Genomic DNA, 13,715 nt, shown 5'->3' on the forward strand with positions numbered 1-13,715 from the left:
CCTAATCGTTCTGATAACCAGCCTCACCATAACGCTCACGATACTCTTTCGGCGTGATGTCATACCCTTTCTTGAACACCGCATAAAAGTAAGGCAGCGACGGGTAACCGCACATCAGCGAAATTTCACTAATCGAAAGCGATGTCGAAATCAGTAAATTCCGCGCGCGATCCAGCTTTTCCGCATGAATCACCCCATGAATCGTCTGGCCGATCTCATCCTTGAAGCGTTTTTCCAGATTAGAGCGGGAAATCCCCACCGCATCCAGCACCTGCTCGACTTTAATTCCTTTACAGGCGTGATAACGAATAAAGTGCATTGCCTGAATCACCGCCGGATCGTGCACCGAACGGTAATCTGTCGAACGGCGCTCAACCACCCGGACCGGGGGCACCAAAATACGTTGCAGCGGCAGCTCACGGTCATTCAACAGCAGCTGATGCAGCAATTTCGCCGCACGATAACCCATCTGACGGGTTCCCTGCACCACCGACGACAGCGCCACCCGGGAAAGATAGCGAATCAGTTCTTCATTATCGATGCCTATCACACACAGCTTTTCCGGCACCGCAATATTCAGATGCTCACACACCTGCAACAGGTGACGCGCCCGGGAATCGGTTACGGCAATAATGCCCGTCTGTGGCGGCAACGCCTGCACCCAATCAGCCAGCCGGTTCTGCGCGTACTGCCAGTTATCCGGCGAGGTTTCCATTCCCTGATAAACCACCCCGCGATATTGCCCGGCCGCAACCAACTGCCGGAACGCATACTCGCGCTCCTGCGCCCAGCCTTTACCGACCGACGCTGGCAACCCGTAGAAAGCAAAGCGATTTAATCCCTTTTCCTTGAGGTGCATAAACGCACTTTCCACCAGCGCATGGTTATCCGTGGCAATATAATGGACAGGCGGATAATCCTCCGGATTATGGTAAGACCCTCCGACGCCCACCAGCGGTACATGGACATTCTGCAACAACCGCATGATTTCACGGTCGTCAAAATCAGCAATCACGCCATCGCCCAGCCAGTCTTTAATGTTATCGATACGGCAACGAAAATCCTCTTCGATGAAAATGTCCCAGTCACATTGAGAAGCCTGCAAATACTCACCGACGCCCTCAACAACCTGACGGTCATACACCTTGTTTGCATTAAACAACAGGGTAATGCGATAACGTTTTTCAAACATGGCAGTGAACGTTCATTGGTGGCGATGTCCCTTTAGTGACAAACCCTCTAATCACACAACCTTCGATAGCCTATTCACCTGAATAGCACAGCTCTCCCGGAGGGTGAAAATAATTTCCTTATTATTGCGACCTGCCACGTATTTCCCGTTGGTCACCGCCACAGTATGACGGACGCTCACACCCGGCGTTTTGTTGCGGTATCCATCCACACGGCGAGCAGCAAAATGCCGCCTTTTACGATGTATTGCCAGAATGTCGGCACATCCAGCATGCTCATGCCGTTATCCAGCGACGCCATGATAAACGCCCCCATGACCGCGCCGGCCACGCTACCAATCCCGCCCGCCAGACTGGTCCCGCCGATTACGCAGGCCGCTATCGCATCCAGTTCGGCAATATTGCCAGCAGAGGGGGACCCGGCACCCAATCGTGAGCTGAGGATCAACCCGGCGACCGCGACCATCAGCCCATTAATGGCAAACACCGCCAGCTTGGTGCGCTCTACGTTTACGCCGGACAAACGCGCGGCTTCAATATTACCGCCCACCGCATAAATACGGCGGCCGAATGCGGTACGGGTAGCCAGAAAAATTCCCCCCAGCATCAGGAGCGTTAAGACCAGCACCGGCGTTGGCACCCCACGATAATCGTTCAACAAATAAATCGCGCCCAGCACCAGCAGGGCAGTAACCGTCTGCCGCCCCACATCCCCGGCAGGCGGCATGACAGGCAATCCCAGCCGTGCCCGACTGCTGCGTCTACGCCACTGCCAGGCAATAAACACCATCAATCCCAACGCGCCAAACGTAAAGCCGACGCCTGAAGGCAGGTAGCTTTGACCAATCTGCGACATCGCTTCGCTGGTGGGTGAAACCGTGGTGCCGTTGGTAATACCGATAAGAATGCCGCGAAAAGCCAACATGCCCGCCAGCGTCACAATAAACGAAGGCACCTTACGATACGCCACCCACCAGCCGTTCCATGCGCCCAGAAGCAGACCGAGCGCCAACGTCACTACAACGGTCAACGGCAACGGCCAGCCAAACCAGACATCAAAAATCGCCGCCGCGCCGCCGAGTAACCCCATCATTGATCCAACCGACAGATCGATTTCCGCCGAAATAATGACAAATACCATCCCCACCGCCAGAATGCCGGTAATCGCGGTCTGGCGCAGCAGGTTGGAAATATTGCGCGCACTGAGGTAGGAGCCGTCGGTCATATAGGTGAAAAAGAGCATAATCGCGATAATAGCCGCAATCATCACGTAGACCTGAAGATTGATACTTTTCAACCGGTGCAATAGGGATTTCGGCTCAGCGACGGCGTTTCGTTGTTCAGACAGCGATGTTTTCAACACGATGTTCACTCCTCAGTGCAGCTTCCATGACCTGTTCCTGCGTTAAATCACGATTCACCAAATCCGCTTTGATACATCCCTGATGCATCACCAGCACACGATCGCTTAATCCCAGGACTTCAGGCAGTTCAGAAGAAATGACGATGACGGCTATTTTCTGTTTCACCAGCGCGTTGATGAGTTTATAGATCTCGTATTTGGCGCCGATATCGATACCGCGAGTAGGCTCATCCAGAATCAGGATGCGCGGATTCAGTAACAGACATTTCGCCAACACCGCTTTTTGCTGATTCCCCCCACTCAACCTGGCAATGGCCAATTCAGGACTTGGCGTTTTCACTTTCAGATCCGCCAGCGACTGCCGGATGACATCCTGTTCGCTCGCCTCATTCAGTACCGAACAGGCTCCAGCGAAACGATCGAGGGCGGCCAACGTAATGTTGTGCGCTACGCTCATGATCGGCACGATACCGTCCTTTTTACGGTCCTCCGGCACCATGGCAATCCCCTGCCTCATCGCCTGCTGACAGGTATTGATCGTTACGCGCTTGCCACCCAGAAACAGTTCGCCCTCCCAACGGCCGGGATAAGCGCCGAACAGACACTGCACGGTTTCAGTACGGCCCGAGCCAACCAGCCCGGCAATGCCTAGAATTTCTCCCTGATGCAGAGAAAAAGACACGTCGTCCACCCGGCGAATATGACGGTTGACCGGGTGCCAGGCCGTCAGGTGCTCAACACGCAGCACCTCTTCGCCGATGGCATGGGGTTCGTTGGGATACAACTCCGTCAGTTCGCGCCCGACCATCATCGCAATGATCTGATCCTCGCTCAGCGTTGACGCCGACTGCGTACCAATGTGTTTGCCATCGCGAATGACGCAAATCACATCGGAAATCGCTTTGACTTCATTGAGTTTGTGAGAAATGTAAATACAGGCGATACCGTGATCGCGCAGATCCTGAATGATGTCGAGCAGAATGGCCGTTTCCCGCTCCGTCAGCGAAGCGGTCGGTTCATCGAGCACCAGCAAACGCACCTGTTTGTTCAGCGCCTTCGCGATTTCCACCAGTTGCTGTTGCCCGAGCCCCAAATCGCCAACTTTGGTATTCGGATCGATGGACAGTTTTACCTGTTCCAGCAGACGCTGGCAGCGCAAATACATGTTGTCATAATCCATGACCCCGAAGCGTGACCACTCATTGCCCAGAAAGATGTTTTCCAGCACGGTCATTTCTTTCACCAGCGCCAGTTCCTGATGAATAATGGCGATGCCCTTCTGCTCCGTATCGCGGATATGGCCTGCCCGTAGCTCATCGCCGGCAAAAAGTATCTGCCCGCTATAACTGCCATAAGGGTAAATGGCGCATAGCACCTTCATCAGGGTGGATTTCCCGGAACCATTTTCACCGCACAGCGATAACACCTGTCCGGCCTCCAGCGTAAGGCTGACATTGTCCACCGCTTTCACGGCCCCAAACGCCTTAGTGATGTTTTTCATTTCCAACAGACACGGCATCATAACCCCCCGTGATTCACCATTCTCAGACTGAGAAGCCGCGGGACATCGCCACACACCATGACGTTGTATCGTGGTGCGTGGATAATACGGTTAGTACACATCCGCTTTTTTGTGGAAGTCATCGGCAATGACCGTGCTATCGATGTTGTCTTTATCCACCGGAATGGGCGTCAATAAAAAGGCCGGGATATCTTTCAGCCCATTGTTTAATGTGGCGTTGGACTCCGGCGCCTGGCCTGAACCGAGGGTAACGGCAATATCGGCGGCATCCCTGGCCAGTTTGCTAATCGGTTTATACACCGTCATGGTTTGCGTTCCGGCGACAATACGTTTTATCGCCGCCAAGTCCGCATCCTGCCCGGAAATAGCCACCTTGCCGGATAAGCCCTGCGCGGCGAGAGCCTGAATAGCGCCCCCCGCCGTCGCATCGTTTGAGGCGACCACCGCGTTAATGTTGTTATTGTTTGCCGTCAGCGCATTTTCCATAATTTTCAACGCATTTTCCGCCAACCAGGCATCAACCCACTGGTCGCCGACAATTTTAATTTTTCCATTATCGATCAACGGTTTTAATACTTTCATTTGTCCCTGACGGAACAGCTTGGCATTATTATCCACTGGCGAACCGCCCATCAGGAAATAATTCCCTTCAGGGATCTTGTCAATCAAATATTTCGCCTGTAATTCACCGACTTTCTCATTATCAAACGAAATATAAAAATCCACATCCGCATTGTTAATCATGCGATCGTACGCCAGAACTTTTATTCCTTCACGTTTCGCTTCCGCAATAACATTACTTAATACCTGCCCGTTGTAAGGAATAATAACCAGCACATCCACACCGCGGTTAATCATATTTTCTATTTGCGAAATCTGTGTTTCTTCATTGCCATTTGCCGATTGCACAAAAACGCTCGCCCCTTTGGACTTGGCCCGTTCAACAAAGATATCGCGATCTTTTTGCCAGCGTTCAAGGCGTAAATCATCGATAGCCATCCCTATTTTTACTTCTTTGGCAAAACCGGGTTGACTGACAAGAGCGAGTACGGCACAGGCTGACAGTAAGAAGTGTTTAACTTTCATCGTAGAGTACCTTTTTTATTTAAAATGCAGGGCATGAAACTCCAATAGCCCGCAAAGTATTGTCGCTAAACACTTCCCCAGCAATTGCAGATTTTTATCCTCCAATTATGTTTTTTGGTTTAATTTCTTTTTTTTGATAGCGGTCATGTTTTATTGCCGATTGATGTTTTTCTATTTTCAACGTTTGCGAAGTACATTCAGAATTAACCGCATCTTTTTTTGCGACTCAGCGCACATTTAATAATTCTCTGAATTTCAGTGTGAAATAACGTAATTGAGTAAACCCCGATCAAATCCGAAGATTAATTCCAATTCCCTTCTCTTCCGTCAGGGTGGTTTCTAAGGAGTCAATGATGCAATCCTATTTTGAACAGATTGAAAAAGTGCGTTATGAAGGCAGCGCAAGCGAAAATCCCTTCGCGTTCCGCCACTACAATCCTGACCAGGAAATCCTGGGTAAACGTATGGCGGATCATTTACGTTTCGCGGTGGCTTACTGGCATACATTCTGCTGGAACGGCTCGGATATGTTCGGCGTCGGCGCGTTTGAACGTCCGTGGCAACAGGCGGGGAACGCGCTGGAGCTGGCAAAACTCAAAGCCGATATCGCATTTGAATTCCTCCAAAAACTGAATGTGCCTTATTACTGTTTTCACGATGTCGATATCGCGCCCGAAGGCAATTCTTTGCAGGAATACCGGCGTAATTTCGCCGTTATCACCGATTTACTGGCTGAAAAACAGCAAAACAGCGGCGTTAAACTGCTGTGGGGAACCGCGAACTGCTTCACGAACCCCCGCTATGGCGCCGGGGCCGCCACCAATCCCGATCCCGACGTCTTCGCCTGGGCGGCAACACAGGTTTTCAGCGCCATGAACGCCACTAAACAACTGGGAGGAGAAAACTATGTACTGTGGGGCGGCCGCGAAGGCTATGAAACCCTGCTGAATACCGACCTGCGTCAGGAACGTGAGCAGATTGGCCGTTTCATGCAGATGGTCGTCGAGCATAAGCATAAAATCGGTTTTCAGGGCACGTTGCTGATCGAACCCAAACCGCAAGAACCCACCAAGCATCAGTATGACTATGACGTCGCGACAGTTTATGGTTTTCTGAAGCAGTTCGGTCTGGAAAAAGAAATCAAGCTCAACATTGAAGCCAACCATGCCACGCTGGCCGGTCATTCGTTCCACCATGAAATCGCCACGGCCATCGCGCTGGGTATTTTCGGCTCCGTTGACGCCAACCGGGGCGACCCGCAGCTAGGTTGGGATACCGATCAGTTCCCCAATAGCGTGGAAGAAAACGCGCTGGTTATGTATGAGATCCTCAAAGCGGGTGGTTTCACCACCGGCGGTTTGAATTTTGATGCCAAAGTCCGTCGTCAAAGCACCGATCGCTATGACCTCTTCCATGGGCATATCGGCGCAATGGATACCATGGCGCTGGCGCTCAAGGTCGCGGCGCGCATGATTGAAGACGACACGCTGAATCAACTGGTTGCCAAACGCTATGCAGGCTGGAACGGCGAACTGGGTCAACAGATTCTGCAAGGTAAAGCATCGCTGGAATCACTGGCGCACTATGCGGAAAGCCATCAGTTGGCGCCACAACATCAGAGCGGCCATCAGGAACTGCTGGAAAATATCGTCAACCGTCATCTGTTTGGGTAATCATTGGCGGGCGTTCATCTCCATCGTCCCTGCGGCAACAGGCAGGGATCGGCTTCCGATGGCCGCCCGCTGCGCGGGAAATTCCGGCCTTGCGCAGCAGACGCGAAGCGCGATACTCATCCTGTTTAATCTTGTCGCTGAATACACCAAGAGGCTTCTATGTACATCGGTATCGACCTTGGCACCTCGGGTGTCAAAACGATTCTACTGAATGAAACCGGGCAGGTTGTTGCCAGCCACAGCGCCCCCTTGACCGTTTCCCGCCCGCATCTTTTATGGTCTGAACAGTCACCCGAGTCATGGTGGCAAGCCACCGAAAGTACATTGGACGCACTTGCAGCACAGCACGATCTTCACGCCGTCAAAGCGCTGGGTCTGACCGGGCAAATGCATGGCGCGACTCTGCTGGATGCTCATCAGCGCGTGTTGCGTCCAGCCATTCTCTGGAATGACGGACGTAGCGCGGCCCAATGCCAGGCGCTGGAACAACGGGTGCCCACCGCACGGCAGATCACCGGCAACCTGATGATGCCAGGCTTCACCGCACCCAAGCTGAAGTGGGTACAGGAGAATGAGGCCGATATTTTTCGCCGGATTGATAAGGTCTTGTTGCCAAAAGACTATCTACGCTGGCGCCTGACAGGCGAGTTTGCCAGCGATATGTCCGATGCAGCCGGTACGCTATGGCTGGATGTGGCAAAACGGGACTGGAGCGAAACCCTGCTGGATGCCTGTTCTCTGAATCGTCGGCATATGCCCGACCTGTTCGAAGGGAACCAGATAACCGGCTATCTGCGGCCAGAAATGGCCAAACGCTGGGGAATGTCGGCAGTCCCGGTTATTGCAGGCGGCGGCGATAACGCAGCAGGCGCAATCGGCGTCGGGCTCTATCAGGCAGGGCAGGCAATGCTATCTCTCGGCACATCCGGCGTTTACTTTGCCGTCAGCGATGGCTTTCTCAGTAATCCACAGCATGCCGTACACAGCTTCTGCCACGCCCTGCCTGACACCTGGCACTTGATGTCCGTCATGCTGAGCGCCGCCTCATGTCTTGATTGGGTCGCTCATCTGACCCATGCCGAAAGTGTCGCGTCGCTTTTGCAAGAAGTCGTACAAACCCCCAACGATGAAACGGTCACGCCGATATGGTTTTTGCCTTATCTTTCCGGCGAGCGGACGCCGCACAATAACCCCAATGCCAAAGGTGCGTTCTGGGGGCTGACCCATCAACATGGTCGGGCGGAGCTGGCGCGCGCGGTACTGGAAGGCGTCGGCTTTGCCCTTGCCGACGGTATGGACGCATTGCATATGACGGGGCTGAAACCCAGCAGCATCACGCTGATTGGCGGTGGCGCCCGCAGTCCCCACTGGCGACAGATGCTGGCCGATATCAGCGGACAGACGCTGGAATACCGCACCGGGGGAGATGTTGGTCCGGCGCTGGGGGCCGCACGTCTCGCGCAGATCGCCATCAATCCCGATGCATCATTATCCGAGCTGTTGCCACCGCTGCCCCTGGAGCAGGTACACCTGCCGGATGAACGGCGCCATGCGGCCTATGCGGAGCAACGACGTACATTCAAAGCGCTTTATCAGCAGCTTAGTCCACTCATGTAAGATTTGGCGCAAGATACGCAGCCTCAGGAAACCAGACGCCGCGTATCCAGCTTCTGTAACGCCATCGACAGTAACAGGCTGCCCAGCAACGCGATCGTAAAAATATAGAAAATATCCAACACAGGACGAGAGGAGAAATCCAGATCGTGCGAACGCATATAGTGAATAATCAGCGCGTGAAAGCCATAAATCGCCAATGAATGGCGCGATATAAAGGCGAATCCCGGCAACACCCGATGATTCAGATAATGTTTAACGATCACCAGCAGGCTGACCGCCGCCAGAAATACCAGCGGACCACAATAAATATAAAAAGTCTGGGTAAAATTATCGTTTCGCAACGTATGGTATTTAGTTCCCAACGCCACTATCACTATGCAGAAAATAAATAACGGTATTGCCGCAAGCGCCGCTTTCCGTGGCATATCCAGCAGGCCCAGCGCACGCCCGAGCATGGCATATAGCAAGTAATAAAAGGTATCGCCATAAATATAGAGATTGACTGGCAGTAACGTAAACCCGGCAAATTCAACACGCCCCGTGTTCGGATTGGCAATAACCGCCAGCAGAGCAATAAATATCAGCAAATACTTCCCGGAAACCGGTCCGATATTAATCAACGGAGAAAAAAGATAAATCACGACAATGGCATAGAAAAACCATAAGTGATAAAAAACCGGTTTCTGTAAAGCATGATGCAGTGAATTCAGGCCATTAATAGGCGTCAGCGTCGAAATATAAATCAATGCGACCGCGCTATAAAATAGAATACACAGACTTATTCTCAGGAAGTGTTTTTTCTGTGCGTTGCGTTCACCAAAAAACAAATAGCCGGAAATCATGAAAAACAGCGGCACACAAACACGGGAAGCCGAATTAAGGATATTCGCCACATCCCAATGCGCTTCACCCGGTGTTCCCCCTGCGGTAATCGGGTACGTTGTGCTGTGAATGAGAACGACCATCATACAGGCCACTGCCCGTAAATTATCAATCCAGCCGATCTTGTCGGTCATGCACAGCCTCTTAAAATATGATGCCTATTCAACAGAGTAGTGCTTGTTCCATGTTGACACAATCAACAATCGGGTTAATCCGAGAGAAGCTACTCCCCCAGACCGGGAGAGGTTGGGTGGGGGTTTACAAATATTAACCCCAACCCTCCCCTTCACAGAGGAGGGAGCAAGTCCGAACGGGGTAAGGAACGGATATCAGAACAAGCCCAAAGGTTTGTCGGAATAGCTTACCAGCAGGCATTTGGTCTGTTGATAATGTTCCAGCATCATTTTGTGGTTTTCACGTCCAATACCCGATTGTTTGTAGCCGCCAAACGCCGCGTGGGCCGGGTAAGCGTGATAACAGTTGGTCCAGACGCGTCCGGCCTGGATGCCACGCCCCATGCGATACGCAATATTACCGTTGCGGCTCCACACGCCCGCGCCTAATCCATATTCGGTGTCGTTGGCAATCTCCAACGCATCCTCCATCGTTTTAAAGGTCGTCACCGCCAGCACGGGTCCGAAGATTTCCTCCTGGAAAACGCGCATGCTGTTTTTACCAAACAGAATGGTGGGCTCCAGATAATAACCCTGAGCCAGATCCCCCGGCATCTCTTTACGGCGACCGCCCGTCAGAACGCGGGCCCCCTCTTTCTTGCCGATGTCGATATAGTTCAGAATGGTATCCAACTGACCGGAAGATACCTGCGCCCCCATCATGGTTTTGCTGTCCAGCGGATGACCGACGCGGATAGATTCGACGCGCTTGATCGCGCGCTCCATAAAGCGATCGTAAATCGATTCCTGCACCAGCGCCCGGCTCGGACAGGTACAGACTTCCCCCTGATTGAAGGCAAACAGCGTGAACCCTTCCAGCACTTTGTCAAAAAAGCTGTCCTCTTTATCCATCACATCAGCAAAGAAAATATTCGGCGATTTGCCTCCCAGTTCCAGCGTCACCGGCGTCACGTTCTGCGCGGCATAGCCCATGATTTGCTGGCCCACTTCTGTTGATCCGGTAAACGCCACTTTGGCGATACGCTTCGAGGTCGCCAGATATTCACCGATTTCACTACCTGAACCGTTAACGACGTTAATCACTCCCGGCGGCAGGATATCCTGAATCAGCTCCATCAGGATCAACACCGACATCGGCGTCAGCTTGGCCGGTTTCAGCACGATACAGTTTCCTGCGGCCAGCGCCGGCGCCATTTTCCAGCAGGCCATCAACAGCGGGAAATTCCAGGGAATGATCTGCCCCACCACACCGAGCGGCTCGTGGAAATGGTAGGCCACGGTATCGCCGTCAATTTCACTGATTGCGCCTTCCTGCGAACGGATGCAGGCGGCAAAATAACGAAAGTGGTCAATAGCCAGAGGGACATCCGCACCGCTGGTTTCACGAATGGGTTTGCCATTATCCCAGGATTCCACATTGGCCAGCAGGTCAAGGTTCTGCTCCATCCGGTCAGCAATGCGGTTGAGGATTAACGACCGCTCTTGCACAGACATTGCGCCCCATTCCACTTTAGCCTTATGGGCAGCATCCAGCGCATAGTCAACGTCACGAGAGGTCGAACTGGCCACTTCACATAAAGGCTGACCGGTGATGGGCGTCAGGTTAACAAAATACTGACCGCCGTCAGGGGGTACCCAGGCGCCGCCGATAAAGTTGTCATAGCGTTTTTTCAGATTGAGAGAACCATACTCGCCGGATGTCAATCGGCCTGTAGAGGTGTCTTGTGTCATTTCAGTCTCCTTTTCGCTGTCCAAATGCGCGGCCGTGCCGCAGTGAAAATAGAGGCAATATGAAGAAATTCGTTGAATAAAGCGTACACAGAGATTTACGTTTCCGACAGGCAGAAACCGAGGAGAATGATAACTCTTCGAGTTAACGCACAATTTATCATTTGTACCGCCATGAACATACATGACCTTGCGGAGGCGCTCACCGTTCAGGGAGAAAAGCTCGCATCCATCAGTCGGTGGTGAAATAATGCCCTCCATAGTTTATGGTTGCTAACTTACGGGTACGTCAGGTGAAAAACCTCCATCCATCAGCGGTTACCGTCCCTGTCGGTGTATCGCCGCGCACCGTGCGCCATCAAAGCTCACTGTCACTGACGCAGAGCGATTGGCTGGCAGAAGAAGTGCCGGTCGCGCTGGTTTACAACGGCATTTCACATGTTGTCATGATGGCGTCGCCGAAGGATTTGGAACAGTTCGCGCTGGGGTTCTCTCTGTCGGAAGGCATCATTGCGTCGCCACAAGATATCTATGGGATGGACGTTCTGCCGGTGTGCAACGGTATCGAAGTGCAAATCGAACTGTCGAGCCGTCGTTTTGCCGGATTGAAAGCACGCCGCCGGGCAATGGATGGACGCACAGGCTGCGGCGTCTGTGGCGTGGAGCAGCTGTCCGAAATTGGCAAACCCGTCGCACCGTTGCCGTTTACCCAAACGTTCTCGCTCAGTCACCTTGATACCGCGCTGGCACAGCTTAAAAACGTACAGCAGATAGGGCAGTTGACCGGCTGTACGCATGCCGCCGCCTGGATTACACCGGATGGCACGCTACAAGGGGGCTGTGAAGACGTTGGCCGTCATGTGGCGTTGGATAAACTGCTTGGCATGCGGGCAAAACAACCATGGCGGCAGGGAGCGGTGCTGGTTTCCAGCCGGGCGAGTTATGAAATGGTGCAGAAATCCGCCATGTGCGGAGTAGAGATCCTGTTTGCGGTGTCCGCCGCCACGTCACTGGCCGTTGAGGTTGCCGAACGCTGTAACCTGACGCTGGCAGGCTTCAGTCGACCGGGCCGTTCCACTATTTATACCCACCCTCAACGGTTGCGCGAATGACAGATAAAAAACGCACCTGCGACTTGAACGATGACGGGTATATACCCTAAATAATTCGAGTTGCAGGAAGGCGGCAAGGGAAGGACAAATTCGGCGGGAACGAATTTGAACAGCCAACGGCTGGCCTTCAGTGAGAGACAGGATGTCTCTCATTAATCCCGATGAGCTTATTCAGGTAAGTGATTCGGGTGACTGAGCGCAGCCAACGCACATGCAACTTGAAGTATGACGGGTATAGACCAATTTGTTTTTAACCCGAGAAATAATGACATAAGCGCCTGTTATACAGGGCTAAAACCGTCTCGCCTTTGACGCCGGAGCGAGAATAATCATTTTCAATATCATTTAATTAACTATAATGAACGTAATGCTTACGCGGTGCTAACAAAAAAGGGCGCCGTAATAGGTACGAGAATATGGCGTACTTAAATCGTGTTTTTCAGTACGACAACGCTTTTTCGGTACTACCACTTTCAGTACTACAACCATGGAGATGCTAAACATGAGTTATTCACTGCCATCCCTGCCTTATGCTTATGACGCGCTGGAACCCCATTTCGACAAGCAAACGATGGAAATCCATCACACCAAACACCACCAGACTTACGTCAATAATGCAAATGCAGCGCTGGAATCTCTGCCTGAGTTTGCCAGCCTGTCAGCTGAAGCGCTGATCGCTCAGTTGGACAAAGTGCCGGCAGAGAAAAAAACCGTTTTGCGTAACAACGCGGGCGGTCACGCAAACCACAGTCTGTTCTGGAAGGGCCTGAAGCTGGGTACGACACTGGCTGGCGACCTGAAAGCCGCAATCGAACGCGATTTTGGCAGCGTTGACGCTTTCAAAGAAAAATTTGAGCAAGCGGCGGCAACCCGTTTCGGTTCTGGCTGGGCCTGGCTGGTGCTGAAAGATGACGGCAAACTGGCGGTGGTTTCTACCGCAAACCAGGACAGCCCGCTGATGGGTGAAGCGATTTCTGGCGCGTCCGGCTACCCAATCGTTGGCCTGGACGTGTGGGAACACGCTTACTATCTGAAATACCAGAACCGCCGTCCGGATTACATCAAGGCATTCTGGAACGTGGTGAACTGGGACGAAGCGGCAAGCCGTTTTGCGCAAGCGAAAAAATAATCTTTTTCGCGACATCAAGGATTCTGTAAATTCGAGTTGCAGGAAGGCGGCAACCTGAAAGATAAAAGGAACATCCATTGATGACATAAACCGGGATAACTTACTGTTATTCCGGTTTTTTATTTACCGGCGTCACAAATCCTTTCTTATCTCCCACTTCTTTAACTATTTAATCGCCACGTATATATAAAGTTTTCATACAAGTTGCCGATAACTCATGTGCAATTCCATCGTGTGATTTTTGTGAAGATATCCTTCAGCAAACGACAATCTCACGGT

10 protein-coding genes are annotated in these 13,715 nt (G+C 52.3%); 4 read left to right on the plus strand and 6 right to left on the minus strand.

The features are described 5' to 3' along the window. Position 1 precedes the first annotated feature (1 nt). From xylR to xylF, 4 genes are all read right to left on the minus strand, one after another. Positions 2–1,192 (minus strand): D-xylose utilization transcriptional activator XylR, encoded by a 1,191-nt coding sequence (xylR, locus tag B4923_RS10630; RefSeq protein WP_109054340.1) that lies wholly within the window; start codon positions 1,190–1,192, stop codon positions 2–4. Positions 1,193–1,368: 176 nt separating this feature from the next. Further along, on the minus strand, positions 1,369–2,538 hold the full coding sequence (xylH, locus tag B4923_RS10635; protein ID WP_245929558.1) for a xylose ABC transporter permease XylH: 1,170 nt from the start codon (positions 2,536–2,538) through the stop codon (positions 1,369–1,371). Continuing rightward, positions 2,531–4,072, minus strand: a complete 1,542-nt coding sequence (locus B4923_RS10640) for a xylose ABC transporter ATP-binding protein (RefSeq protein WP_109054342.1) — start codon at positions 4,070–4,072, stop codon at positions 2,531–2,533. Before B4923_RS10640 ends, xylH begins: the two co-directional genes overlap by 8 nt. A gap of 93 nt (positions 4,073–4,165) precedes the next feature. Beyond that, the gene (xylF, locus tag B4923_RS10645) at positions 4,166–5,161 is read right to left on the minus strand and encodes a D-xylose ABC transporter substrate-binding protein (RefSeq protein ID WP_109054343.1); all 996 of its coding nucleotides are present in this window, start codon (positions 5,159–5,161) and stop codon (positions 4,166–4,168) included. A gap of 353 nt (positions 5,162–5,514) precedes the next feature. On the opposite strand from xylF, the gene xylA reads away from it, so the two are divergent. Next, a complete protein-coding gene (gene xylA, locus B4923_RS10650) occupies positions 5,515–6,834 on the plus strand; it encodes a xylose isomerase (RefSeq protein WP_109054344.1) in 1,320 nt (439 codons plus the stop codon). 159 nt (positions 6,835–6,993) lie between these two features. Then, positions 6,994–8,451: a xylulokinase gene (gene xylB, locus B4923_RS10655; RefSeq protein ID WP_109054345.1), complete on the plus strand. Its 1,458-nt coding sequence runs from the start codon at positions 6,994–6,996 to the stop codon at positions 8,449–8,451. A gap of 23 nt (positions 8,452–8,474) precedes the next feature. Here xylB and B4923_RS10660 read toward each other — a convergent pair whose 3' ends face one another. Both B4923_RS10660 and exaC read right to left on the minus strand, forming a co-directional pair. Beyond that, entirely contained in the window at positions 8,475–9,467 is a 993-nt protein-coding gene (locus B4923_RS10660; RefSeq protein WP_109054346.1) for an acyltransferase, read from the minus strand. 195 nt (positions 9,468–9,662) lie between these two features. After that, the gene (exaC, locus tag B4923_RS10665; RefSeq protein WP_109054347.1) at positions 9,663–11,198 is read right to left on the minus strand and encodes an acetaldehyde dehydrogenase ExaC; all 1,536 of its coding nucleotides are present in this window, start codon (positions 11,196–11,198) and stop codon (positions 9,663–9,665) included. Positions 11,199–11,461: 263 nt separating this feature from the next. Here exaC and fdhD point away from each other — a divergent pair, with 263 nt between their 5' ends. Then, on the plus strand, positions 11,462–12,307 hold the full coding sequence (fdhD, locus tag B4923_RS10670) for a formate dehydrogenase accessory sulfurtransferase FdhD (protein ID WP_109054348.1): 846 nt from the start codon (positions 11,462–11,464) through the stop codon (positions 12,305–12,307). Positions 12,308–12,809: 502 nt separating this feature from the next. After that, positions 12,810–13,436 (plus strand): superoxide dismutase [Mn], encoded by a 627-nt coding sequence (sodA, locus tag B4923_RS10680; RefSeq protein ID WP_109054350.1) that lies wholly within the window; start codon positions 12,810–12,812, stop codon positions 13,434–13,436. Positions 13,437–13,715: the final 279 nt, after the last annotated feature.

The sequence above is a fragment of the Brenneria roseae subsp. americana genome (assembly GCF_003115815.1).
Taxonomy (GTDB): Bacteria; Pseudomonadota; Gammaproteobacteria; order Enterobacterales; family Enterobacteriaceae; genus Brenneria; species Brenneria roseae.

Coding starts and splice junctions, on each gene's coding strand:
- xylF (WP_109054343.1), bottom strand. CDS start 5,161: ATGAAAGTTAAACACTTCTTACTGTCAGCCTGTGCCGTACTCGCTCTT.
- xylA (WP_109054344.1), top strand. CDS start 5,515: ATGCAATCCTATTTTGAACAGATTGAAAAAGTGCGTTATGAAGGCAGC.
- B4923_RS10640 (WP_109054342.1), bottom strand. CDS start 4,072: ATGCCGTGTCTGTTGGAAATGAAAAACATCACTAAGGCGTTTGGGGCC.
- sodA (WP_109054350.1), top strand. CDS start 12,810: ATGAGTTATTCACTGCCATCCCTGCCTTATGCTTATGACGCGCTGGAA.
- B4923_RS10660 (WP_109054346.1), bottom strand. CDS start 9,467: ATGACCGACAAGATCGGCTGGATTGATAATTTACGGGCAGTGGCCTGT.
- xylB (WP_109054345.1), top strand. CDS start 6,994: ATGTACATCGGTATCGACCTTGGCACCTCGGGTGTCAAAACGATTCTA.
- exaC (WP_109054347.1), bottom strand. CDS start 11,198: ATGACACAAGACACCTCTACAGGCCGATTGACATCCGGCGAGTATGGT.
- fdhD (WP_109054348.1), top strand. CDS start 11,462: ATGGTTGCTAACTTACGGGTACGTCAGGTGAAAAACCTCCATCCATCA.
- xylR (WP_109054340.1), bottom strand. CDS start 1,192: ATGTTTGAAAAACGTTATCGCATTACCCTGTTGTTTAATGCAAACAAG.